Source organism: Hymenobacter sp. UYAg731 (assembly GCF_054061335.1).
In genome coordinates this window covers 186,280-210,160 of record NZ_JBSSEC010000004.1, presented here as the reverse complement: position 1 = coordinate 210,160, position 23,881 = coordinate 186,280, and the positions used below count along the sequence as shown (strand labels likewise).

The 23,881-nt window shown below is 63.5% G+C and carries 14 protein-coding genes; 10 read left to right on the top strand and 4 right to left on the bottom strand.

Features of this window, described 5'->3' with window-relative positions; translation table 11 throughout:
• Positions 1–133: 133 nt before the first annotated feature.
• From ACVWYF_RS12880 to ACVWYF_RS12845, 8 genes are all read left to right on the top strand, one after another.
• On the top strand, positions 134–1,330 hold the full coding sequence (locus tag ACVWYF_RS12880) for an aldose epimerase family protein (protein WP_457068572.1): 1,197 nt from the start codon (positions 134–136) through the stop codon (positions 1,328–1,330).
• Positions 1,331–1,472: 142 nt separating this feature from the next.
• Positions 1,473–3,215, top strand: coding sequence for a ribulokinase (locus ACVWYF_RS12875; protein ID WP_457068570.1), 1,743 nt, complete (start codon positions 1,473–1,475; stop codon positions 3,213–3,215).
• The gene (locus ACVWYF_RS12870) at positions 3,212–3,910 is read left to right on the top strand and encodes an L-ribulose-5-phosphate 4-epimerase (protein WP_457068568.1); all 699 of its coding nucleotides are present in this window, start codon (positions 3,212–3,214) and stop codon (positions 3,908–3,910) included. Before ACVWYF_RS12875 ends, ACVWYF_RS12870 begins: the two co-directional genes overlap by 4 nt.
• A gap of 81 nt (positions 3,911–3,991) precedes the next feature.
• Positions 3,992–5,482 carry an L-arabinose isomerase gene (araA, locus tag ACVWYF_RS12865; protein ID WP_457068566.1) on the top strand — a complete coding sequence of 497 codons (1,491 nt, stop codon included), beginning with the start codon at positions 3,992–3,994 and terminating at the stop codon, positions 5,480–5,482.
• Positions 5,483–5,549: 67 nt separating this feature from the next.
• A complete protein-coding gene (locus ACVWYF_RS12860; RefSeq protein WP_457068564.1) occupies positions 5,550–7,613 on the top strand; it encodes an alpha-L-arabinofuranosidase C-terminal domain-containing protein in 2,064 nt (687 codons plus the stop codon).
• A gap of 130 nt (positions 7,614–7,743) precedes the next feature.
• The gene (locus ACVWYF_RS12855) at positions 7,744–9,006 is read left to right on the top strand and encodes a zinc dependent phospholipase C family protein (protein WP_457068562.1); all 1,263 of its coding nucleotides are present in this window, start codon (positions 7,744–7,746) and stop codon (positions 9,004–9,006) included.
• 153 nt (positions 9,007–9,159) lie between these two features.
• Complete coding sequence (locus ACVWYF_RS12850; RefSeq protein WP_457068560.1) at positions 9,160–12,837, top strand: beta strand repeat-containing protein; 3,678 nt, start codon at positions 9,160–9,162, stop codon at positions 12,835–12,837.
• A gap of 312 nt (positions 12,838–13,149) precedes the next feature.
• Entirely contained in the window at positions 13,150–13,881 is a 732-nt protein-coding gene (locus ACVWYF_RS12845; protein WP_457068558.1) for an alpha/beta fold hydrolase, read from the top strand.
• 4 nt (positions 13,882–13,885) lie between these two features.
• Here the strand turns inward: ACVWYF_RS12845 and eutC are convergent, their stop codons facing one another.
• From eutC to eat, 3 genes are all read right to left on the bottom strand, one after another.
• Positions 13,886–14,662: an ethanolamine ammonia-lyase subunit EutC gene (gene eutC / locus ACVWYF_RS12840; protein ID WP_457068556.1), complete on the bottom strand. Its 777-nt coding sequence runs from the start codon at positions 14,660–14,662 to the stop codon at positions 13,886–13,888.
• A gap of 20 nt (positions 14,663–14,682) precedes the next feature.
• Positions 14,683–16,068 carry an ethanolamine ammonia-lyase subunit EutB gene (locus ACVWYF_RS12835; RefSeq protein ID WP_457068554.1) on the bottom strand — a complete coding sequence of 462 codons (1,386 nt, stop codon included), beginning with the start codon at positions 16,066–16,068 and terminating at the stop codon, positions 14,683–14,685.
• Between the two features lie 91 nt (positions 16,069–16,159).
• Positions 16,160–17,506: an ethanolamine permease gene (eat, locus tag ACVWYF_RS12830; RefSeq protein WP_457068552.1), complete on the bottom strand. Its 1,347-nt coding sequence runs from the start codon at positions 17,504–17,506 to the stop codon at positions 16,160–16,162.
• A gap of 214 nt (positions 17,507–17,720) precedes the next feature.
• Between eat and ACVWYF_RS12825 the strand changes: the two genes are divergently transcribed.
• Together ACVWYF_RS12825 and ACVWYF_RS12820 are read left to right on the top strand one after the other, a co-directional pair.
• Positions 17,721–21,047 carry a pectinesterase family protein gene (locus tag ACVWYF_RS12825; protein WP_457068550.1) on the top strand — a complete coding sequence of 1,109 codons (3,327 nt, stop codon included), beginning with the start codon at positions 17,721–17,723 and terminating at the stop codon, positions 21,045–21,047.
• 287 nt (positions 21,048–21,334) lie between these two features.
• Positions 21,335–22,231: a T9SS type A sorting domain-containing protein gene (locus tag ACVWYF_RS12820; RefSeq protein ID WP_457068548.1), complete on the top strand. Its 897-nt coding sequence runs from the start codon at positions 21,335–21,337 to the stop codon at positions 22,229–22,231.
• A gap of 184 nt (positions 22,232–22,415) precedes the next feature.
• Here ACVWYF_RS12820 and ACVWYF_RS12815 read toward each other — a convergent pair whose 3' ends face one another.
• Positions 22,416–23,807 carry a TolC family protein gene (locus ACVWYF_RS12815; protein WP_457068546.1) on the bottom strand — a complete coding sequence of 464 codons (1,392 nt, stop codon included), beginning with the start codon at positions 23,805–23,807 and terminating at the stop codon, positions 22,416–22,418.
• Between the last annotated feature and the right edge of the window lie 74 nt (positions 23,808–23,881).

The following is a 23,881-nucleotide window of genomic DNA, read 5'->3' as shown; positions in this document are numbered from 1 at the left end:
GTGCAAACAACTGCCCGCGCTTTGCCCCGAATAAGTGCTGGGCGACCTTCCTGCTTCGGCCGGAGCCGCCGGCGCAGGAAGGTCGCCGCAATTGCTCCATTTCGTTTCGCTCATTCATTTCCCGCTCCCTTCCATGATTTCATTTCGTCATTTCGTGCTGCTGGCCGTAACATTGCCCGGCCTGCTGTTGCTGGCCGCCTGCGGGTCTAATCAATCGGCAGAGCAATCCACCACGACGGCTCCGGCCGCCGATTCCACTTCCACGAAAGCCGCTTCCATGCCCACCTCCGCCTCTTTCGGCACAGCCCTCGACGGCACCGAAATCCAGCTTTTCACCCTCACCAACCAGCAGGGCGCCCAGGCCACCATCACCAACTACGCCGGCACCCTCGTGGGCCTGCTGATGCCCGACCGGGACGGCAAGATGGGCGATGTCGTGCTCGGGTTCGATAGCGTGAGCGGCTACCAGAGCCCGGCCTTCCGCAAGGCCAACCCCTACATCGGCGCGCTCATCGGGCGTTACGGCAACCGCATTGCCCAGGGTAAATTCACCATCGACGGCAAAACCTACCAGGTGGGCGTGAACAACGGCCCCAACTCGCTGCACGGCGGCAAAGTGGGCTACGACCAGAAAATCTGGGAAGCCACGCCCGGCACCTCGCCCGACGGCCCGACCCTGACCCTAAAATACCTGAGCAAGGACGGCGAAGAAGGCTACCCCGGCAACCTCCGGATTACGGTGGTCTACACCCTCACCGAAGCCAACGCCCTGCGCATCGCCTACACCGCCACCACCGATAAGGCCACGCCCGTCAACCTCACCAACCACGCCTATTTCAACCTGAGCCACGGCGTGAGCAAGGATATTCTCAAGCACGAAGTGACCCTGCCCGCCGACCGCTACACGGTGGTGGATGCCGGCCTGATTCCGACCGGCGAGCTGCGCCCGGTGGCGGGTACGCCCTTCGATTTCCGCACGCCCCACGCCATCGGCGCGCGCATTGCGCAGGTGCCCGGCGGCTACGACCACAACTGGGTACTGAACACCGAAACCGGCCAGCACGCCGCTGCCACTGTGTACGACTCCGCCTCGGGCCGCACCCTGGAAGTGACCACCGACCAGCCCGGCATCCAGTTCTACACCGGCAACTTCCTCGATGGCAGCCTCAAAGGCAAGGGTGGCACCGTGTACGGACTGCACGCCGGCTTCTGTCTCGAAACTCAGCACTTCCCCGACTCGCCCAACCAGCCCAAATTTCCGGGCACGATTCTGAAGCCCGGCGAAACCTACCGCACCACCAGTACCTACACCTTCGGCGTGCGGAAGTAGGAGGGGAACCGAAGGAAAAAGAACGTCATGTCGAGCGCAGCCGAGACATCTCGCGTGCTGGCCTAACCCAATCGTTGAGGAATGCGAGCGAGATATCTCGGCTGCATTCGACATGACGACCAGCTATAAATATTTATTGAAAATGGAACAAGCCCCCGCCTACGTCATCGGCATCGACTACGGTACCGACTCCGTCCGGGCCCTGCTGGTGGATGCCCGCACGGGCACCGAAGTAGCCCAGGCCGTGCATTCCTACGCCCGCTGGAAAACACTGCGGTTCTGCAACGCCGCGCGCAACCAGTTCCGCCAGCACCCGCTCGACCACATCGAGGGCCTGGAGGCCGTGGTGCGCCGCGTGGCCCGGCACGTACCCGCCGCCCAGGTCGTGGGCCTGGCCGTGGACACCACCGGCTCCACGCCCGGGCCCGTGAACGCGCAGGGCGTGGCCCTGGCCCTTACGCCCGGCTTCGAGGATAACCCCAACGCCATGTTCGTGCTCTGGAAAGACCACACCGCCCTGGCCGAAGCTGCCGAAATCAACCACAAAGCCCGCACCTGGAGCGGCGAGGACTACACCAAATTTTCGGGCGGCATCTATTCCTCGGAGTGGTTCTGGGCCAAAATAATGCACGTTCTGCGGGAGGACGAGGCCGTGGCCACCGCCGCGCATTCCTGGATGGAGCACTGCGACTGGCTGACCCTGCTGCTCACCGGCGGCGACCTGGCCACCTTCCGGCGCAGCCGCTGCGCAGCCGGCCACAAGGCCATGTGGCACGCGAGCTGGGGCGGCCTGCCCCCGGAGCAGTTTCTCACCCACCTCGACCCCAGGCTGGCTGGTTTACGCAATCGATTATTTGCCGAAACCTACACCGCCGATGAAGTTGCCGGCCACCTCTCCGCAGAGTGGGCGCAGCGCCTGGGCCTGACCACCGCCACGGTGGTGGCTGTGGGCTCGTTCGATGCCCACGCGGGGGCCATTGCGGGCGAAATCGAAGTGTATTCGATGGTTAAGGTGATGGGCACCAGTACCTGCGACATCGTGGTTGCGCCCACGGCCGAGGTGGGCAACCGCCTTGTGGCCGGCATCTGCGGGCAGGTCGATGGCTCCGTGATTCCGGGCATGCTGGGGCTGGAGGCCGGGCAGTCGGCCTTTGGCGATTTGCTGGCCTGGTTCCGTAATATCCTGGAGTGGCCGCTGCACAACGTGCTACAACAGTCCAAAGTCCTCACGCCGGTGCAACAGGCCGCCCTGCGCGCCGAAATGAGCGACGCGCTGCTGGTGCAGCTCAGCGAAGCCGCCGCCGCCGTGGACCCCGCCGAAAGCGCCGTCCTGGCCCTCGACTGGGTGAACGGCCGCCGCACCCCCGACGCCAACCAGGCCCTGAAAGGCGCGCTGATGAACCTCACGATGGGCACCAACGCCCCCCAGATTTTTCGGGCGCTGGTGGAAGCCATCTGCTACGGCTCGAAGCAGATTGTGGAGCGGTTTGAGGCCGAAGGCATTCCCATTAAGCAGGTCATCGGCATCGGCGGCGTGGCCAAGAAGTCGCAGTTTGTGATGCAGACCCTGGCCGACGTGCTGGACCGGCCCATCAAAATCGCGGTGTCGGAGCAGGCCCCGGCGCTGGGCGCGGCCATGTACGCGGCCGTGGCCGCCGGCATCCAGCCCGATGTGACGACGGCCCAGCAGGCCATGGGTTCCGGCTTCGCCGAAACCTACCTGCCCAACCCTGAGCGGGTGGCCGACTACGCGGCCCGCTACGCGCAGTACCAGGCCTTTGGCCGGTTTGTGGAAAGCACCGTGAACTCTGCGAATCCGAGCGTGAACGAACCCAAAACCACCACGCGCGGACTCGCAGAGTCCACGGTACAACTCGCCCAATGAGCCAATACCAAGCCCTGAAACAAGCCTGTTACGAGGCCAACATGCAGCTGCCCAAACTCGGGCTGGTGCTCTTCACCTTCGGCAACGCCAGCGTGGTCGACCGCGAGCAGCGCGTGTTCGCCATCAAGCCCAGCGGCGTGCCGTATGAGGTGCTGAAGCCGGAGGACATCGTTATTCTCGACTTCGCCAACAAGGTGCTGGAAGGGGAGAAGCGGCCCTCCTCCGACACCAAAACCCACGCCGTGCTCTATAGCCACTGGGACCACATCGGTGGTATCGTGCATACGCACAGCACCTATGCCACGGCCTGGGCGCAGGCGCAGCTCGACATTCCCATCCTCGGCACCACCCACGCCGACCACCTAACGGCCGACATCCCGTGCGCCCCGCCGATGAGCGATGCTATGATTGCCGGCGACTACGAGCACCAGACCGGCTGGCAGATTCTTAACGAGTTCCAGCGCCGGGGCCTCTCGCCCACGGAAGTAGAAATGGTGCTACTGGCCAACCACGCCCCTTTCACCTGGGGCAAAACCGTGGATAAAGCGGTGTACAACAGTGCCGTGCTCGAAGAAATAGCGCGCATGGCCTACCTCAGCTGCACCCTGCGGCCGGAAGTGCCACGCCTGAAAAACTCGCTGATTCGCAAGCACTACGAGCGCAAGCACGGCGCGAATTCCTACTACGGGCAATAGTAGCGCGGCCCCTGTGGTCCGCGCCCGAACGAAACCAAACTCACCTCTCCAAACGCGGACTACAAAGTCCGCGCTACTCCCATGATTGACCTCACCCACTACGAAGCCTGGTTCATCACCGGTACTCAGCACCTCTACGGCCCCGAAACCTTGGAGGAAGTGGCCCGCCACTCGCAGGAAATCGCCAAGGAGCTCGGGCTCAAGCTGCCTATCAAAATCGTTTATAAGCCCATTCTGAAAACGCCGCAGGAGATATTCAAGCTCATGCAGGAGGCTAATACTGCCGAAAACTGCGTGGGCCTGATTGCCTGGATGCACACCTTCTCGCCGGCCAAAATGTGGATTAACGGCTTGAAGATTCTGCAGAAGCCGTTGGCGCATCTGCACACCCAGTTCAACCGCGACATTCCGTGGGCCGACATCGACATGGACTTCATGAACACCAACCAATCGGCGCACGGCGACCGGGAGTTTGGCTTCATCGGAGCCCGGATGCGGCTGAAGCGCAAGGTGATAGTGGGCCACTGGCAGAGCGCGGCGGTGCAGGAAAGCCTCAGCATCTGGAGCCGCGTGGCCGCCGCCTGGGCCGACTGGCAGGGCGCGAAAATTGTCCGCTTTGGCGACAACATGCGCTACGTGGCCGTGACCGAGGGCGACAAAGTGGAAGCCGAAATCAAGTTTGGCTACGAGGTAAACACCTATGGTGTCGGCGACCTGGTGGCCGTGGTAAACGAGGTGAGCGACGCGCAGATTGACGAGCTGCTGGCCACTTATGAAACCGAATACGAGCTGGCCGAAGACCTGAAAGCCGGCGGGACCCAGCGCGACAGCCTGCGCGAGGCGGCCCGCATCGAGGCCGGGATGCGCCGGTTTCTGCAGGACAAGGGCGCTAAAGGCTTCACCGATACCTTTGAAGACCTGCAAGGGCTGGCCCAGCTGCCCGGCATTGCCACGCAGCGGCTCATGGCCGAGGGCTACGGCTTCGGCGGGGAAGGCGACTGGAAAACGGCGGCCCTGGTACGCGCCATGAAGGTGATGGGCGCGGGCCTGCCCGGCGGCAACTCCTTCATGGAGGACTACACCTACCATTTCGAGCCCGGCAACGAGCAGGTGCTCGGCTCGCACATGCTGGAAATCTGCCCCAGCATCGCCGCCGGGAAGGTGAAGGTGGAAGTGCATCCGCTGGGCATCGGCGGCAAGGCCGACCCGGCCCGCCTGGTGTTCAACTGCCCGGCCGGCCCGGCCCTGAACGCCACCATCGTGGACCTCGGCAACCGCTTCCGCCTGATTGTGAACGAAGTGGAGGCCGTGCTTCCCGCCGCCGACCTGCCCAAGCTGCCGGTGGCCCGCGTACTCTGGAAAATTAAGCCCGACATGGCCACCGGCGCGGCCGCCTGGATTCTGGCCGGCGGGGCCCACCACACCGGCTACAGCCAGAATCTGACCGCCGAATACCTCGAAGACTTCGCCGAAATGGCCGGTATCGAGTTCGTGATTATTGATGCCGATACCAGGCTGCGGACGTTCAAGAACGAGCTGCGGTACAACGAGGTGGCCTTTCGGAGTTACTAGCTGAAAATCAGGCAGCAGCACGGGGTGCTTAGCTGGCAGGCCTTGTAATAACCTTATTCATTGCATCATGCGAATTCCCGCCGCTGGCATTCCCGCATTTCTGGCCCTGCTGGCCGGCCCCGGCGCCTTGGCCCAGCCGGCCCCCGCTGCCATCACCGTGCAGGTGGGCCGGCCCGGCGCGCCGGTGCCCAAAAATATGTACGGCCTGTTTTTCGAAGACATCAACTTCGCGGCCGATGGCGGCCTGTACCCCGAGCTGGTGAAGAACAAGTCGTTTGAAACCGATGACCACCTCATTGGCTGGAAGGCCATTCGGGGTGCGGCCGGGCTGGAAAGCTACCTGGTTTCGGGCGAGCAGCCCATCGGCAACACCAACCGCCATTTCCTGCGCCTGAGTGTGAAAAATGCCGGCCCCGATGCCGGTTTCGTGAACGAGGGCTTCCGGGGCATGGGCCTGAAACAAGGGGCCGAATACACGTTCTCGGTGTACCTGCGGCGCGGCCCCGGCAGCATCTCGGCCCTGAACGTGACGCTGGAAGAACCCGGCCGCCGCAGCGCCGGGCCCGAAACCGCCGCCTCGGGCCCGGCGCTGGCCCAAACCCGGATTACGGGCCTCACCGGCGAGTGGAAGAAGTACAGCGTGGTGCTCAAGCCTTCGGCCACCGTGGCCAAAGCCCGCCTCAAGCTGACCGTAGACGGCACCGGCACCGCCGATATCGACGTGGTTTCCCTCTTCCCGAAGGACACTTGGCTGAGGCGCGAAAACGGCCTGCGGCCCGACCTCGTGCAGCTACTAAAGGACATGAAACCCGGCTTTCTGCGCTTCCCTGGTGGCTGCATCGTGGAGGGCCGCACGCTGGCCCAGCGTTACCAGTGGAAGGAAACCATCGGCGACGTGGCCGCCCGCCAGCCCATGATAAACCGCTGGAACACGGAGTTCATCAACAAGTTTACGCCCGATTATTACCAGTCGTTCGGACTGGGCTTCTTCGAGTATTTTCAGCTTTCGGAAGATATTGGGGCCGAGCCGCTGCCTATTCTGAACGTGGGCATGGCCTGCCAGTTCAACTCGGCCGAGCTGGCTCCCATCGGTGCCGCCGCGAAGGGGCCGAACGCGGCCGGGCAGGGTGACGAGCCCACGCTTGACACCTTCATTCAGGACGCGCTGGATTTGGTGGAATTTGCCAATGGCCCCGCCAGCAGCCCCTGGGGCGCAAAGCGCGCGGCCATGGGCCACCCCGCGCCGTTCAATCTGAAGATGATTGGCATTGGCAACGAGCAGTGGGGGCCGCAGTACCTAGAGCGCTACGAGCCATTTGCCAGGGCGCTGAAAGCGAAGTATCCGGCTATTCAGATTGTGAGCAGCGCCGGCCCGGCCCCAGAAGGCGAGCTGTTCGATAAGGCCACGCTGAAGCTGCGCGAATTGAAGGCCGAATACATCGACGAGCACTACTACGCCCGGCCGGAGTGGTTCCGCCAGCACGTCGGTCGCTACGACAATTACCCGCGCACCGGCTCCAAAATCTTCGCCGGGGAATATGCCGCCCAGAGCGTAGCCATCGCCAGCCCCGACAACAAGAACAACTGGGACTGCGCCCTCTCCGAAGCCGCCTTTATGACCGGCCTGGAGCGCAACGCCGACGTAGTGGCCATGGCTTCCTACGCGCCGCTCTTCGCCCACGTCGATGCCTGGCAATGGACGCCGAATCTGATTTGGTTCGATAATCTGAATTCCTACGGCACGGTGAACTACTACGTGCAGCAGCTTTTCAGCCAGAACAAGGGCACCACCATGCTCCCCGTGCAGCTGCCCGCCAACGCCAAAAACGGCACCGACAACCTCTTTGCCAGCGCCGTGGCCGACGACGCGGCCGACGACCTCGTGGTGAAGCTGGTGAACTACTCCCCCGCGTCCCGCGCCGTAAAAATCAGCCTGGCCGGGGCCAGAAAGCTCGGCAAAACCGGCCGCGCCCTGACGATGGCCAGCGCCGATTTGAACACCCAGAACAGCCTGCAGGAGCCGCGGAAGCTCACGCCGCAGGAGTCGACATTTGCCGTGGCCGGCCCCACGTTCAGCTACATGCTGGCCCCGAACTCGCTCACGGTGCTGCGCATTCCGGGCAAGCGGTAGGCGTACGGTAGTCCGTTGGGCTAAGCGTCTGGCCAAATCGCCTCTTGCTGCCCGGCCGGGCATGACAACGCCGCCGGCCCGTTTGCCGTTGCAAGCACCCAACGTTGTGCTTAACTCCCGCGCTTTTTTCATGCTTCGTATTTACTCTTGCCTGCTGGTTCTGCTGCTGGCGCTGGCCAGCCGCCCGGCAGCCGGCTATGCCGTGCTCACGCATCAGGCCAACATCGACTCGACCTGGGAGCGCTGCCTGGTGCCGGCCATCATGAAGCGCTACCCAGGCTCCACGCCTGAGCAACTGGTTGATGCCAAGGCTTATGCCTACGGCGGGGCCATTATTCAAGACATGGGCTACTATCCCTTCGGCTCGGTGCTGTTCACGAACCTGACGCACTACGTGCGCTCCGGCGACTTCGTGCATAACCTCATCGACGAAGCCCGCGACCTCAACGACTACGCCTTTGCGCTGGGCGCGCTGGCCCACTATTCGGCCGACCTGGACGGGCACGCCGAGGGCACCAACCGCGCCGTGCCCCTGGTGTACCCCGAGCTGAAAGCAAAATATGGCAATGCCGTGACCTACGAGCAAGGCCCCAAGCAGCATAGCCAGCTGGAATTTTCCTTTGATGTGGTGCAGCTGGCCAGCGGCAAGTACCACAGCCAGGACTACCACCAGAAAATCGGCTTCAAGGTGAGCAAAGCGCCCTTGGAGCGCGCCTTCCTCAAAACCTACGGCCTGGAGCTGGGCCAGGTGATTGTGAACGTGGACCTGAGCATTGCCAGCTACCGCTTTGCCGTGAGCCAGCTCATTCCCACGGCGGCGCGCGCGGCCTGGCACTACAAGCGCAAGGCCATTGTGAAGCTGAGCCCCGGCGCCCGGCGGCGCGACTACATGGAGCGCAACCACCCCAATGCCTTCCGCAAGGAATACGGCAAGGAATACAAGCAGCCGGGATTTGGAGCGCGCATCATCTCGTATTTCATCCGGGTGCTGCCCAAGGTGGGGCCGCTGAAGCCCTTTGCTTTCAAGCTGCCCACGCCGGAGGCCGAAAAGGTTTTCCGGGCCAGCTTCCGCAAGGTGATGGCCAGCTACTGCGCCAACGTGGCGCGCCAGCCCGCCGATACGGCCGCCGCGCCCCTCACCCTGTCCAACGCCGACTTCGATACCGGCAAGCCTACCCACGCCGGCGAATACGGCATGGCCGACGAAACTTACGGCGAATGGCTGCGCAAGCTGGCCGGCAAGAAGTTTGAAAACCTCAGCCCCGTAGCCCGCCAGAACATCCTTGCCTTCTACGGCAGTACGCCCAAAACACCGGCCTCGGCCGAAGAAAAAGAGGGCAGCAAGCAGCACGAAACCCAGCAGGCGCTGGAGCAGCTGAAGACGCTGCGTTAGAAAAAACGCGAATTCCCGCTGGTAGAGATATGTAAGGAAGTGAGCCCTTGAAAAACTGGCTTTTTTACATATCTTTCTTTTTTTAAGGCTGTTTTGCCAATTCTCAATGCTTTCGCTCACCTAATTCATCCGTTCACTTCTAGTCCGCATTTTATGTTGAAACGTTACTTGATGGAAATGCCGCTGTTGCGCTGGGCGCATCTATTGGCTTTGCTGCTGCTGCTGCCCGTTGTGGGGCGGGCGCAGTACAGCCCCAATAACATCGTGGTGGTGCGATTTGGGGATGGCGCAACCACCCTGAGCGCGACGGCGGCCCCGGTGTCGCTGCTGGAATACACCAGCGCCGGAACACTGGTTAATACCTTGCCGCTGAACAGCACCGGTACGGCACCGAAGCTGACCAATTCGGGTTCCAGTACCTCCGAGGGCAGCGTGTTCCGCTCCTCCAACGGGCTGCAATTATCCCTGGCTGGGTATGATGCAGTTCCAGGAACGGCTTCGCTGACGGCTACCAGCACGCAGCGGAGCGTGGCCACCATTGATGGGGCCCGCACCGCCACGATACAGGATGTGACGCTGGCCGGGAGCACCACCAACCACCGCTCGGCCGCCACGGCCGGCACGGGGTACTACTCCGGCACCTCCAGCGGCGGCGTGCAGTATTATCCGAACGCGGCCACCACCGCCATTCAGCTGAGCTCCGATGTGACCAACGTGCGCGTGGTGGGCGAGTACGGCGGCCAGCTGTATGCCACCTCGGCTACAGGGTCTAATTTTGGGCTAAATACGGTTGGCACCGGAACCCCGACCACCAGTGGCCAGACCACCACCCTCATCGCCGGGACCGGAGGTACGTCGAGCCCCTACGGATTCGTGTTATTCGACCAGAGCCCGACGGTGGCCGGTTTCGACGTGGCCTACATTGCCGACGACCGGACCAGTGCGGGCGGCGGTATCTACAAATTCAGCAAGGTGGGCACGACCTGGACGCTTAACGGCGTGATTGCCTCTACTGTGGGCGCCCGCGGGCTCGCGGGCCGGGTGACTCCGACCGGGGTTGAGCTGTACGCGAATTCAACTACGGCGCTCTATCGACTGGTTGATGCCACGGGCTACAATGTTGCCCCTACCGTTACTTTTTCGGCGGCAATTGCAACCAGTGGGGCCAACTACGCCTTTCGCGGGGTAGCATTTGGGCCCGCCACCTTTAACCTGGCTGTTACGCAGGGGGCCACCAGCTACCCCAGCAGCGGCACCTCCTACGACTTCGGCAACCAGGCGCTGAATACTGCCAGCCCGGCCGTCGCCTTCACCCTGACCAACAGTGGCACTGGCCCGCTCGACATCAGCGGCATCACCACCACCGGCGACTACGCCGTGAGCGGCACCGCGCCGACTTCGGTGCCGGCCGCCGGCACGGCCACGGTGAACGTGACCTTTACGCCCACCGCCACCGGCACGCGCACCGGTACGCTGGTCATCAACTCCAACGCCACCAACGCGGCCGCCTACACCGTGAACCTGACCGGCACCGGTACGGCTCCCAGCCTGGCCGTGACGCAGGGCAGCACCAGTTACCCCAGCGGCGGCGCGGCCTACGGCTTCGGCAACCAAACGCTGAACACCAGCAGCAGTGCGGTGGTCTTCACCCTGACCAACAGCGGCAACAGCGCCCTCGCCATTAGCGGCATTGTTGCCGCCGGCGACTTTGCTATCAGCGGCACGGTGCCGACTACCGTTGCGGCCGGCGGCACGGCCACGGTGAGCGCCACCTTTACGCCCACCGCTACCGGCACGCGCACGGGCTCGCTGACCATCAGCTCGAACGCCAGCAACGGCGCTACCTACGTCGTGAACCTGACCGGCAACGGCCAGGCCGCCGCCCTGCCCGACCTCACGGTGAGCTCGGGTACGCTGGCCTCGCCCACGCCCATTGCAGGCAACTACAACAACGTAACCATCGCCGATAAAGGCGTGGCCGCCCTGGTAGGTCCGCTGACGGCAGCCGGCGCGTTCACCATTCAGGCGGGTGGCATTCTGGCCCAGAACTGCCAGATTCTGGGAGGCACCGGCAGCTTCGACCTGCAGGCCGGCGGTACGCTCATCATTTGCGACCCGGCCGGCATCGCGCCCACGGGCGTGCCCACCGGAGCCGTGTTGCTGGCGGGTACCCGCACCTATAGCCCGCTGGCCAACTACATCTACAACGGCACCGCTGCTCAGGTAACGGGCCTGGGCTTGCCCACTACGGTGCTGGCAGTAGGCGTGGCCAACCCGGCCAACGTGACCCTGAGCCAGGCCCTGAGCCTGAGCCAGGGCCTGAACCTGAGCCAGGGCAACCTGAACACCGGCGGCTTCGCCTTCACCCTGCTGTCGTCGGCCACCGGCACGGCCGGCGTGGTAAATGCGGGCGGCATAGTAGTGGGCAACACCACGGTGCAGCGCTACATCAACAGCAGCAACTCGCTGGGCTACCGCCACTACTCGGCCCCGGTAAGCGGCACCACTTTCGCCGACCTGAACGCGCCAGGTTTTACGCCGGTGTTCAACCCGAGCTACAATAATAGCGCGACGCCGGGGGCCGTAAGGCCCTTCCCCACGGTGTTTGGCTACAACCAGGACCGCATCGCCACGGTGACTTCTAATGCCAGCGCGTTTGATAAAGCCTGGTTTTCGCCCGCCGGCTCCTCCGACCCGATGGTGGTGGGCAAAGGCTACACCGTGAACGCGCCAAACACGGCCCTGGTTGATTTCGTGGGTACGCTGAATAACGGCCCTGTGCCTTCGGGTACGCTGAGCCGCGGCTCCAGTCCCGCCGCCGGCTGGCACCTGCTGGGCAACCCCTACCCGAGCCCTCTCGACTGGAGCACGGTAGCGCCTCCCCAGCGCCCCGGCATGGATGCCGCCATCTACGTGTTTGAAAGCGCCGGCCAATACGGCGGCTCCTACCGCGCCAGCGTGAACGGCGTGGGCGGCAACGGCAACAGCCCGCAGCCCATCGTGGTAGCGGGCCAGGGCTACTTCGTGCGGGTGGCTACGGGCCAGCCCAGCGGCCAGGTGAATATCGACAACCCGAACCGCGTGACCACCTTTGGCCCACAGCCCAGCTTCGGCCGTGGCACCGCCGACACCCGCCCCCAGGTGGCCCTGACGCTGCAAGGTGCCTCGGTGGCCGACGCGGCTTACGTGTACTTCCAGGCCGGGGCCACCGCTGGCAAGGACGTGGAGTCTGACGCCACCAAGCTGCCCAACTCGCACGGCCTGAACCTGACCTCGCTGGCCGGCGGCGAAGCCCTCGCCATCAACGGCCTGCCCGTGCTGGGCACCGCCACCGTGCTGGTGCCCCTGAACGTGGACGCCCCGCAAGCCGGCAGCTACTCGCTGAAAGCCGAGGCGCTGGCCAATCTGGCCGGCACCACCGTGACGCTGGTAGATGCCCTGACCAGCACCCGCACGGTACTGAGCACCGGCACCACCTACGCCTTTAGCCTGAGCGGCACCACGGCCGCCGGCCGCTTCTCGCTGGAGTTCCGGCCGGCGGGGGCGCTGGCCACCACGCCCGCCCAGGCGCTGAGCGCCCAGACCCAACTGTTTCCGAACCCGGCTTCGGCCTCGTTCCGGGTGCAGCTGCCGGTGCTGGGCAGCAAGGCCGTAGTGGCCGCCACGCTCACCAACACCCTCGGCCAAACCGTGCTGAGCCGCTCGCTGAGCGCGCCCGCCGGCCAAGCCATCGACGCGGAGTTTGACGTGCGCGCCCTCGCGGCCGGCGTATATACCCTCCGCCTGACCGTGGACGGCACCCTGCTGGTGCGGAAAGTGGTGGTGGAATAACCATCCTCATCATTTAACGGGGTATTTATAAAGAAGGCCGGCCCTGCACAGGGTCGGCCTTCTTTGTTGAAAACAGCGCCGTTATATCGTTATAAATCAACCTTCGCTCAACGGATTGGCTGCATCTTTCGTTGGAACATATTTCTGGTTCTTTCCATGCGGTCAGGCCTACTTGGCGCTACTGCCCAACATAATTTCATTCATTATGAAAATGCATCACATCCGGCTGGGCCACGGCAAGCCGCTGCTGCTCATCCACGGTATTGGGGGCACTTGGCGTTCCTGGAACACCGTTCTTGACGGCTTGACGGCTTGTCGGCCAAGCGCCAGGTCATTGCCCTCGACCTGCCCGGCCACGGCCAGACGCCCAAGCTCGAAGGCGAAAATTCCATCTACACCTTGGCCGATGCCGTGACTACCTGGCTGGAAGAAAACGACCTGCTGGGCGTGGATTGCGTGGGCTCGTCCATGGGCGCGCGGCTGGTGCTGGAACTGGCCCGGCGCGGTAAGGTAGGCGCGGTGATATCGCTCGACCCGGGCGGGTTCTGGGAAGGCTGGCAGGTGCCGTTTTTCTACTACACCGTGGCCGGCTCGGTGCGCCTCGTGCGCCTGTTGCAACCCGTGATGCCCGCCATCACCAAAAGCGCGCTGGGCCGCACGGTGCTACTGGCGCAGTTCTCGGCCCGCCCGTGGCGCATTCCGGCCGAGGTGGCCCTCACCGAAATGCGCAGCTTTGCCCACACCAGCAATTTTGATGAACTGCTGAGCCAATTGGCCCACGGCCGCAAGCAAGAGGGCGCGCCGCGCGGCAGCATCACAGCCCCGCTGGTCATCGGCTGGGGGCGGCAGGACCGGGTGTGTCTGCCCAGTCAGGCCCGCCGCGCCACGGCCGCTTTCCCCGATGCCACGTTATACTGGTTCGATAATTGCGGCCACTTCCCGCACTGGGACCAGCCCGAGGAAACCGTGCAACTGATTTTGTCCGTGACCAGCCAAGAGAACGCACCCGCTGCCGCCAGCCGGGGAACGATGACTGCCGGCTAAATAATCAGTTCAGCAGCAAGTCCGATTCATCCTTCAGCCCCACGCCCGACAGCTGCCGCCGCAATGCCTCCCGTAACAGGTGCAGCAGCCGCGCCGCCGCTGCCGGATACGCCAGGCCCTCGGGCCGGATGTTGGACACGCAGTTGCGGGCCTCATCGGTGATACCCGGCCGGGGCGCGTAGGTGAAGTAGGCCCCCAGGCTATCGGGCGAACTCAATCCCGGCCGCTCGCCGATGAGCACCAGCACGAGGCACGCCCGCGCCAGCTGCCCAATCTCGTCGCCGAGGGCCACGCGGGCCTGCTCGGCCAGCACCAACGGCCCCAAGCGGAAGCCCATCTGCCGCAGCTCTGGCACCAGCAGTTGAAGCAGGGGCAGGGCGTGGGCGTTGACAGCCGTGGCCGACAAGCCATCGGCCAATAGAATTACGATATCGCATTCGCCGCTGGCGTGTTCGGTAATAATGGCTTTGCTGTTGTCGGCCAACTGCCGGCCTTGGTCGGGGCGCTGGAGGTAGTCCTGTCGGGAGCCGGCGCGGCTGCGCACCTGGCATATGGGCAGGCCCAGCGCGGGCAGGTCGGCCAGCAATTGGGCCGTATTTAGGGTTGAGTAAACCGCGTCGCGGGCGTGGGCGTGAGCCAGCCGGAAAGCCAGCGCCTCACGCAACGGAACGCTGGTGCCCGTGCGGCCCAGCGCAATGCGGGCGGCCGTGAAGGCGCGCAGGCCCGCCCACGGGTCGGGCGGCGGGGCGTCGCTGGGCGGCAGGTCGGGGAGGGCTTGCATAGTAGCAAATATGTTGATAATCACCGCAGCGCCGCCGGCATTCGACCCAGTAATTTCGAGGTAGCGGCGGGCAATTGCCGGCCGTGCTCATCAAAAATGCCCTGCTGTCGCAGCCACGCCTCAAACTCGGGGGCCGGGCGCAGGCCCAGCACCTGGCGCAGGTACAGCGCGTCGTGGAAGGAGGTGGACTGGTAGTTGAGCATGATGTCATCGGCCCCCGGGATGCCCATGATGAAGTTGCAGCCGGCCACGCCCAGCAGCGTGAGCAGGGTGTCCATGTCGTCTTGGTCGGCTTCGGCGTGGTTGGTATAGCACACGTCCACGCCCATGGGCAGGCCCAGCAGCTTGCCGCAGAAATGGTCCTCCAGCGCCGCCCGGATAATCTGCTTGCCATCGTACAGATACTCCGGGCCGATGAAGCCGACCACCGAATTGACCAGCAGCGGCCGGAACTGCCGGGCCACGGCGTAGGCCCGCGCCTCGCAGGTTTGCTGGTCGAGGCCGTGATGGGCGTTGGCCGAAAGGGCGCTGCCCTGCCCGGTTTCAAAGTACATCACATCTTGGCCCACGGTGCCCCGATTCAGTGCCAGCGTGGCCTCGTGGGCTTCGCGCAGCAAGCTCAGGCTGATGCCAAAGCTGGCGTTGGCGGCCTCGGTGCCGGCGATGGACTGAAACGTCAAATCCACCGGCGCTTTCTCCTCGATAAGCTGGAGCGCGGTGGTGACGTGGCAGAGCACGCAGGTCTGGGTGGGAATGGCGTACTGCTCGCGCACCGCGTCCAGCATGTGCAGCAGCTGGCTCACCGCTTTGGGGCTGTCGGTGGCCGGGTTGATGCCGATAACCGCGTCGCCGCTGCCGTAGAGCAGGCCATCGACGAGGCTGGCGGCGATGCCGCGGGCGTCGTCCGTGGGGTGGTTGGGCTGGAGGCGGGTGGCCAGGTGCCCGCGCAGGCCCAGCGTGTTGCGAAATTTGGTGATGACTTCGCAGCGCCGGGCCAAGCCAATCAGCTCCTGGTTGCGCAGGAGCTTGCTCACGGCAGCCACCATTTCCGGCGTCAGGCCGGGGGCCAGAGCGCGTAGCGTTTCCGCATCGGCCGCTTCCGAAAGCAGCCAGTCGCGCAGCTGGCCCACCGTGAAATGGGCGATGGGCGCGAAGGCCGCCGCGTCGTGGGTGTCGATAATCAGCCGGGTGACTTCATCCTGCTCATACGGCACCAGCGCTTCATTGAGAAAAGTGCGCAGCGGCACATCGGCCAAGGCAAACTGGGCCGCCACCCGTTCCTCGTAAGTGGTGGCGGCTACGCCGGCTAGCACATCGCCGGAGCGCAGGGGAGTGGCCCGCGCCAGCAGCGTTTTCAGGTCCTCGAAAACGTAGGCGCGCGGGCCGATGGTGTGGCGGTAAGGCATTTTTCAGTGAGCTGTTAACGATTCCAGAACGTCATGCAGAGCGCAGCGAAGCATCTTTACTGCTCAACGCAATTCAATCGCAAGAAAATAATTACCGCTGCGGTAAAGATGCTTCGCTGCGCTCTGCATGACGTTCTTCGGGTAGCAATTCTTTCCGATGCCGGCCCAGCAACAAGTACACCGCCAGCAACCCCAGCAGCCCGCCCAGAAAAATCCCGCTCAGCAACAAGTTATAGTAAACCAGCGCCGCCAGGCTCACCAGGCACAGCGCCAGGGCCAGCAGCGGCACATACGGGTAGCCCGGCACGGCAAAGGGCCGCACCAAATCCGGTTCGCGGCGGCGCAGCACAAACAGGCTGAGCAGGCTCACCACGTACATCACCAGCGCCCCCAGTACCGACAGGATTATGACCTGGGCCGTGGTGCCCGTGAGCAATGCCAGTATGCCCACCGCGCCGCCCGCCACCAGGGCCCAGTGCGGCGTTTGGCAGCCATTAAGGCGGGCCAGGAAAGCGGGCAGATAGCCGGCCCGCGCCAGCGCGAATACCTGCCGCGAGTAGCCGATGATGGTGCCGTGAAACGAAGCCACTAGCCCAAACAGGCCGATGCTGGCGAAGAATTTCGTCCAGCGGCTGCCGGGGCCGAGCACCGTGGCCAGGGCTTCGGGCAGCGGGTAGTCTAGGTGGCTCAGGCGGCGCCAGTCGCCCACGCCGCCGCTCAGTATCATCACGCCCAGGGCCAGGGCTACCAGCGTGAGCAGGCCGTAGCCGTAGCCGTGCGGAATGGTGCGGCGTGGGTTCTCCACTTCCTCCGCCACCATCGCCACGCCCTCAATGGCCAGGTAAAACCAGATGGCAAATGGCAGCGCCGCAAACACGCCCGGCAGCGTAACCGGCACCGGGTGCGCCAGGAAATTGGCGGTGCGGAAGTGCGGTGTGAGCAGGCCCATAAACAGCAGCAGCTCGCCCACGGCCAGCACCGTGACCACCAGCGAGAAGTTGGCCGATTCCTTAATGCCCAGCAGGTTAATCAGTGTGAATACCACGTAGCAGCCCAGCGCCGTGCCCAGTACCGGCACCGCCGGCCACAGGAAGTGCCCGTAGCTGCCCAGTGCAAACGCAATGGCGGGCGGCGCAAATAGGAACTCCACCAGCGTCGCATATCCGGCCACGAAACCTCCAACCGGCCCCAACGCCCGGTGGGCATACGCAAACGGCCCGCCTGCGCTGGGAATGGCCGTAGTGAGCTCCGTGAAGCTGAAAACGAACGTGACGTACAGCACCGTGACCACCAGCGTGGCCACGAGAAAGCCCACCGGCCCGGCCACGGCCCAGCCGTAGTTCCACCCAAAATACTCGCCCGAAATGACCAGCCCCACGGCAATGGCCCACAGGTGCAGCGGCGTCAGCGCTTTCTTCAGGACGGGAGCGGTGGGCATGCGGGGGCGGGCTGGGTTTCACCCGTTAAGGTAGCACGGCTTTCGGTTTTGATTTTGACGGGCCAACACGCTGTGCCAACTGACGCGCTGGGAACGTTCCCGGCATCGATTGCGAGGATTTAATGGCCTGAATCAGTACAGTACCGGTGGGTTGGAGCCTACCTTTCTTGCTGCTAAGTTCACGGAGTTCCCGCCCAACACCAAACCTTCATCTATGAACCGATTACTTACCCTGCGCGCTGCGTTTACCGGCGTCCTCACCCTGCTATTGCTGGCGCTGTGCCCCCGGCTGTATGCCTACGACCTGACGGTGGCCAAAGACGGTACCGGCAACTACACCACCGTGCAGGCTGCCATCGACGCATCCCCCGCCGGCCGCACTGCGCCGTTCACCATCTTCATCAAGAATGGCAAGTACAAGGAGCTGATTGTGGTGCCCGCCACCAAGCCCTTCATTCAGCTGGTGGGCGAGAGCGTGGGCAACACCATTCTCACCTACAACAACTCGGCCGGCACGCTCGTGAACGGCATTGCGCTGGGCACCCAGAACTCGGCCTCGGTTACCATCAACGCCACCGATTTCTCGGCCCTGAACCTGACCTTTGAAAACTCGTTTGGCGAAGCTTCCTCGGGCGGGCAGGCCGTGGCCATTCTGGTGAACAACGACCGGGCGGCCTTCCGCAACTGCCGCTTCCTGGGCAACCAGGACACCATGTACCTGAAGGGCAACGGTACGCCGCGCCAGTACTTCGTGAACTGCTACATTGAGGGCAACACCGACTTTATTTTCGGCAGCGCCATTGCCTTGTTCGAAAACTGCAATATCTACGCGAAGAACAAGACCACCACCAACACGTCCTACATCGCCGTGCCCAACACGCCGGCCGGTCAGGCGTTTGGCCTCGTATTTAAAAACTGCAACGTGACCGGGCACTCGGTGGCCGGCGGCACCCGCTACGACCTGGGCCGTCCCTGGCAGGCCAACCCCAAAGCCGCGTTCCTGACCTGCAACCTGTCCACGCCCATTATTCTGGACGAGGGCTGGTCGCCCACCAGCTCGGCCGGCACGGCCACCATCCGCGACTCGTATTTCGTGGAATACCAGAACACCCACTTCAACGGCAAGGCTATCAACGTGAGCACCCGCGTGCTGTCGGGCCAGGGCCTCACGCCCGTTCAGCCTTCCTCGCAGCTCACCGCCGCCGAAGCCGCCACCTACACCAAAGCCAACATCCTGGGCACCTGGGACCCCTGCTCGCTCATCGACTGCACCACGCCGTTCGTGAAGCCCGTCATCGTCAACAACTTCCGCGGTGTGAAAGGCGCGACCACCTCGGCCTTCACCTGGAACACCAGCTTCCCGATTTCGGGCGATGTGCTGAGTGTGTACCGCGCTATGGCCACTCCCCCCGCCGTCCTCGGCGCGTTCGCGGTGGTAGGCACCCAGACCGAGCCCAGCGACACGATTTTCAACTACTCGTATTCGGACGCCATCCCCGCTTCGGGCAGCCTCTACAAATACTTCGTGCGCGGCAGCGCCACCCCGCGTCAGATTTCGTCGGACACCGTGACCATCACCAGCGCCCCGACCATCGTGGTTGCCGGCACTCTGGGCAATTTCACCCAGCAGTTGGGCACCGGCTCGGGCGCGCAGAACGTGACCGTTTCGGGTTCCGATTTGGTGGGTCCCATCGTGGTCACGGCCTCGGCCAACTATCAGGTTTCGCTGACTTCGGGCGGCACCTACGCCAGTAGCGTGAGCCTGAGCCCCACCACCGGCGCGGTGGCCGGCACTCCGGTTTACGTGCGCCTGAATGCCACCACCGCCGGCCCCTACACCGGCACCCTCACCTTCACCAGCACCAATGCCACCAACGTGGTCCTGAGCCTGAACGGCACGGCTATCGTGGCACCCACCATCAGCTCCAACCTGTTGCAGTGGTGGCCGCTGCGCGTGAACGCCACCGACAGCGCCCAGGTGCGCAGCACCCGCCTCACGGCTACCACGCCCACGCTCAAACGTCTGTATTTGTCGAACGGTACCACGATGGCCACCATTCCGGCCTACTCGAACCAGTTTGGGCAAGCCTTCGGGGCTAGCCCGGCCGGCGACGGCCAGTGGGGCACGGCCGCCGGTGGCCCCGGTGGCACGCTCGACCGCAAATACTACGAGCAGTTTACCGTGACCGTAGCCGCCGGCGCTCCCGCCCTGCGTATCGACTCGGTGCTGTTCACCTCAGCGTTCTACAACACCAGCTCCAATACCAAAATGGGCATCGTGTACTCGCTGAACGGCTTTACTACGCCGGCCGACTCTACCGAAATCACGGGCGTGAGCGGACCGGGCGGGTCGCAGACCCTGAGCGCCAGTGGCAACTTCAACAGCTCTTTCCCGCTGCTGAACCAGACTTCCGGCAATACCAATCTGTACCGCGTGGCCCTCAGCGGCCCCAGCACGGCTAACCCCAGCGGCGGCGTAACCGTGCCCACCGGCCGCACCCTCACCGTGCGCCTGTACTACGCCTGCGGTAGCACCGGCATTCCGCGCTACGCGCTGCTGAAAAACCTACGCTTTAAAGGCGACGTAGCCCCGGCCCCCGTGACGGTGTTGGAGCAGTGGCCGCTGCGCGTGAACAACACCGACAGCGCCCAGGTGCGCAGCAGCCGCATTGTGGCCACCACGCCCACGCTCAAGCGCCTGTACGTGTCGAATGGTACGACGATGGCCACGATTCCGGCCTACTCGAACCAGTTTGGGCAAGCCTTCGGGGCCAGCCCGGCCGGCGACGGGCAGTGGGGCACGGCCGCCGGCGGCCCCGGCGGTACGCTTGACCGCAAATATTACGAGCAATTCACGCTGACCGTGGCCGCCAACTCGGCGGTGCGGGTTGATACCCTGCTGTTCAACTCGGCATTCTATAATACCAGCTCCAATACCAAAATGGCGGTGGTGTACTCGCTCAATGGCTTCACCACGCCGGCTGACTCCACCGAAATAGTGGCCGCTTTCGGCCCCGGCGGCGCCCAGACCCTCAGCGCCAGCGGCACTTTCACCAACTCCTTCCCGCTGCTGAACCAGACCTCCGGCAACACCAATATGTACCGGGTAGTGCTGCGTAACGGCGGCGTGAGCCTGGCCGGTGGCCAGACGCTGAGCGTACGCCTGTATTTCGCCTGCGGCAGCACCGGCATCCCGCGCTACGCTTTCCTGAAAAACCTGCGTTTCAAAGGCACTGCGCAGACGGTGCTGGCTACCACGCCCGCCCAGGCGCTGGCCGCCCAGGTGCAGCTGTACCCGAACCCGGCCACTGGCCGTTTCTACCTGCAGCTGCCGCAGCTGAGTGGTGCGGCTGCCCAGCAGCCCATCGCGCTGCGCCTGTTCAACAATCTGGGCCAGGTGGTGCTCGTACGCAGCCTGCCCGCTACTGCCGGCCGCGCCGTGGAAACCGAGGTTAACGTACACGGCCTCGCCCCCGGCATCTACAACCTGCGCCTTGACGTGGCGGGCACGCCCATCACGCGCAAAGTGGTAATTGAATAGCGCAGTTACCGTTTTCAAAAAGCAAAAAGAGCCGGCCCAATTGGGCCGGCTCTTTTTGCTTTTTGTCGATATTATAATTGTCACGAAATGAAATATGAATTGAGGTAGAGACGCAATATTTTGCGTCTCTACAACCGCCTTTGCGTAAACTATTTCGTGGCAAGCATAAATGACTGCGGTTTTTTTCTTCTGTTAATAAGAAAGATAGGACCGTGCTTAAACCCGTTTACAATCATGTAGTCTATGAAAGTAAAACCCGGTAATTCATCATTCCTTCCTGAATCATTATGAAATCAAACGCACCCAAAATCCTGACTTTACTGCTGCTGGTTATTATGTCGGCTACGGTAGTGGGCGTGGCCCGCGGCGGTCGGCACCGCCAGCACGAAGACCGGCCCATCCGCCGCGAAATACGCGCCTATTTCCAGGCCAACATCATGCCTGTGCTACAGCAGCAACGCCAGAAACTGGAGCCCCAGCTTTCTGCTGCTGACCGCACCCAACTGGCCACATACCGCACTCAACTCAAAGCCCTGAAGGAGCAAGGCCAGGCCCTACGCCGCAGCGTGGTACCAGAAGGCACGGCCGCCCCCGCCACCCGCCCCGCCCTCACCGAGGCCCAGCAAAAGCAGGCCCATGACTTACGTTTCCAGGCCCGGGGCATCATGCTGAACGTGGCCCAAATGGCCCAGAAATACGACGGTACCATCACCCAGCTCACGCAGGAAGTGGCCCCGCAAAAAGAGAAGTGGAATAATGATATCAAGGCCATCGTGGCGAAGAATACGACGCCCGAGCAGCAGCAGAAACTGGCGGCCTTTCAGGGCCGGATGCACGAGCGCGGCGGCCTGCGTCGCTTCTTCAAGCCCGCTATGTTCCTGCTACTGGACCCGAATGCGCCTGCTGCCAACAAGGCGGAGCCCGGCGTGGGCAACACCAGCTTCTACCCCAACCCCGCTGCGCCCACCAGTCAGCTCGACTACGACGTGCGGAAAATCGGCCCCGTAACCATCGACCTGCTTGACAAAGACGGTAACAAGCTGCGCACCCTGGTATCGGAAGCCAGTCAGGAAAAAGGCCCGCAGACCCAGCAGCTCGATTTGCACGATGTGCCGGCCGGCACATACTTCTATAAAATCACCACCAAGGGCGGTAGCCAGACCAAGCGCTTTGTGAAGGAGTAACCGCCTGTCATTGCGAGGCGCAGCCGCAGCAATCCGTTCTTCCTATGTGACCAACTCTGAGATGTGACAACGCCTTTTTCAACAGCAGAAAGCCCCAACGCCGCGAAGTGTTGGGGCTTTGTGGTAAAAGAAAGTGTCTGATTTTGACAGGACGGATTGCTGCGGCTGCGCCTCGCAATGACAGTTACGGTGCCTGCACCAGTCCGCCGCTCAGCCGGCGCAGCGCAATTTCGGCCTGCTTGGCCGAATAGCGAATGTCGAGCAGGCGGGTTTCGGCGGCCAGCTCGTTGCGCTGGGCTTCGCGCAGGGCCAGGGGCGTGAGCAGGCCCAGGCGGTAGCGCTCCAGGGCAATGTCCACGTTCTGGCGGGCCAGTTGAATGTTGGTTTCTTCGAGGTCGAGCAGTTGGATAAAGTTCTGGTATTGCGCAAATGCCGTGGCCGCGTCGGCATCGAGCTGCAGGTCGGTTTGGGCTAAGCTGAGCCGGCTTTGCTCTTCCACCACACGGGCGTTTTGCTCCTGCCGGCGGATATTGAAGCCGTTGAAAATCGGCACCGTGGCCGTGATGCCGTAGTTCAGGCCCACCGTGTTGTTGATGCTGGTGCTAAGTACCGGGCCGGTGGGCAGCGTGATAAACTGCGCGTTGTTGATGTTACGGTTGATGCCGTAGCCCGTCACCAGCCCGATTTGGGGGAAGCGCGAAGCCGTGACCAGCTTGCGGTCGTAGGTGGCCACGTCCACGCCCAGACGGGCCTGGGCCAGGCGCGGGTTATTCGCCTTGATGCCGGCCGTAATCACGTCTTCGCGCAGGTCGCGGGTTACGGTCAGGCTGTCGCTGGGCTCGAAATCGAGGCGCGGGGTGCGGCCCAGTAGGTTGTTGAGGGTGATTTTGGCCGCCGCCAGCGCCTGCTGCTGCTGGAGAAACAGGCTGCGGTCGGCGTTGTAGTCCACGCGGGCGGTCAGGACTTCCACCTTGGCGCTCACGCCCACGTCCACCTGCGCCTGGGTGAGGTCGATGCGGGCCTGGCCAATTTTCAGCGCTTCTTCCAGCGAGGTGATTTTGCCGGCCTGGCGCACCACGTCGTAGTAGGCGTTGGTCACGGTTTCCACGGTTTCCTCCACCGTGGCGCGGGTGAGTTGCTGCTGCTGCTGGCGCAGGGTTTTCAGCCGGTCGTAGGCAATGAACATCCCGAAGCCGTCGAACAGCGTCCAGCCCAGCGTCACGTTCGAGTTCAGCAGGTTGGAAGTGCCGCCGTTGATGACGCGGGGCGCATTGTCGCCAATGGTCGAGGTGATGTTGTTGTTGTTGAAGGTCCGGGTCAGGTTGCCGTTGATGTTGGGCAGCTGGCCGGCATTGCCCCGGGTCACGTTGTTCTCCGCAATCTGCACGTCCTGCCGCGACAGCAGAATGCCGTAGTTGTGCTGCAAGGCCTCGGCAATGGCCTGCTGGAGCGACAGCGCCGGGGCCGTGGCCACCGAAGCCGGCCGCGCCAGCTGGCTGGGCCGGGCCTTGGGCACCTGCTGGGCCAGCGCGGCGAAGGGGAGGAGGGAAAAGAAAGGAAGCGAAGAAAATTTCATGCAAGGAAAATCAGAACATCAAACTCCCCTCCTTACCAAGGAGGGGACGCTGGCGCGAAGCGTCAGCTGGGGTG

What these genes read in the sequence shown, in the direction of transcription:
- eat (WP_457068552.1), bottom strand. Translation starts at nt 17,506, where the DNA reads ATGCCCACCGCTCCCGTCCTGAAGAAAGCGCTGACGCCGCTGCACCTG.
- ACVWYF_RS12835 (WP_457068554.1), bottom strand. Translation starts at nt 16,068, where the DNA reads ATGCCTTACCGCCACACCATCGGCCCGCGCGCCTACGTTTTCGAGGAC.
- eutC (WP_457068556.1), bottom strand. Translation starts at nt 14,662, where the DNA reads ATGCAAGCCCTCCCCGACCTGCCGCCCAGCGACGCCCCGCCGCCCGAC.
- ACVWYF_RS12825 (WP_457068550.1), top strand. Translation starts at nt 17,721, where the DNA reads ATGAACCGATTACTTACCCTGCGCGCTGCGTTTACCGGCGTCCTCACC.
- ACVWYF_RS12815 (WP_457068546.1), bottom strand. Translation starts at nt 23,807, where the DNA reads ATGAAATTTTCTTCGCTTCCTTTCTTTTCCCTCCTCCCCTTCGCCGCG.
- araA (WP_457068566.1), top strand. Translation starts at nt 3,992, where the DNA reads ATGATTGACCTCACCCACTACGAAGCCTGGTTCATCACCGGTACTCAG.
- ACVWYF_RS12850 (WP_457068560.1), top strand. Translation starts at nt 9,160, where the DNA reads ATGTTGAAACGTTACTTGATGGAAATGCCGCTGTTGCGCTGGGCGCAT.
- ACVWYF_RS12870 (WP_457068568.1), top strand. Translation starts at nt 3,212, where the DNA reads ATGAGCCAATACCAAGCCCTGAAACAAGCCTGTTACGAGGCCAACATG.
- ACVWYF_RS12855 (WP_457068562.1), top strand. Translation starts at nt 7,744, where the DNA reads ATGCTTCGTATTTACTCTTGCCTGCTGGTTCTGCTGCTGGCGCTGGCC.
- ACVWYF_RS12860 (WP_457068564.1), top strand. Translation starts at nt 5,550, where the DNA reads ATGCGAATTCCCGCCGCTGGCATTCCCGCATTTCTGGCCCTGCTGGCC.
- ACVWYF_RS12875 (WP_457068570.1), top strand. Translation starts at nt 1,473, where the DNA reads ATGGAACAAGCCCCCGCCTACGTCATCGGCATCGACTACGGTACCGAC.
- ACVWYF_RS12820 (WP_457068548.1), top strand. Translation starts at nt 21,335, where the DNA reads ATGAAATCAAACGCACCCAAAATCCTGACTTTACTGCTGCTGGTTATT.
- ACVWYF_RS12880 (WP_457068572.1), top strand. Translation starts at nt 134, where the DNA reads ATGATTTCATTTCGTCATTTCGTGCTGCTGGCCGTAACATTGCCCGGC.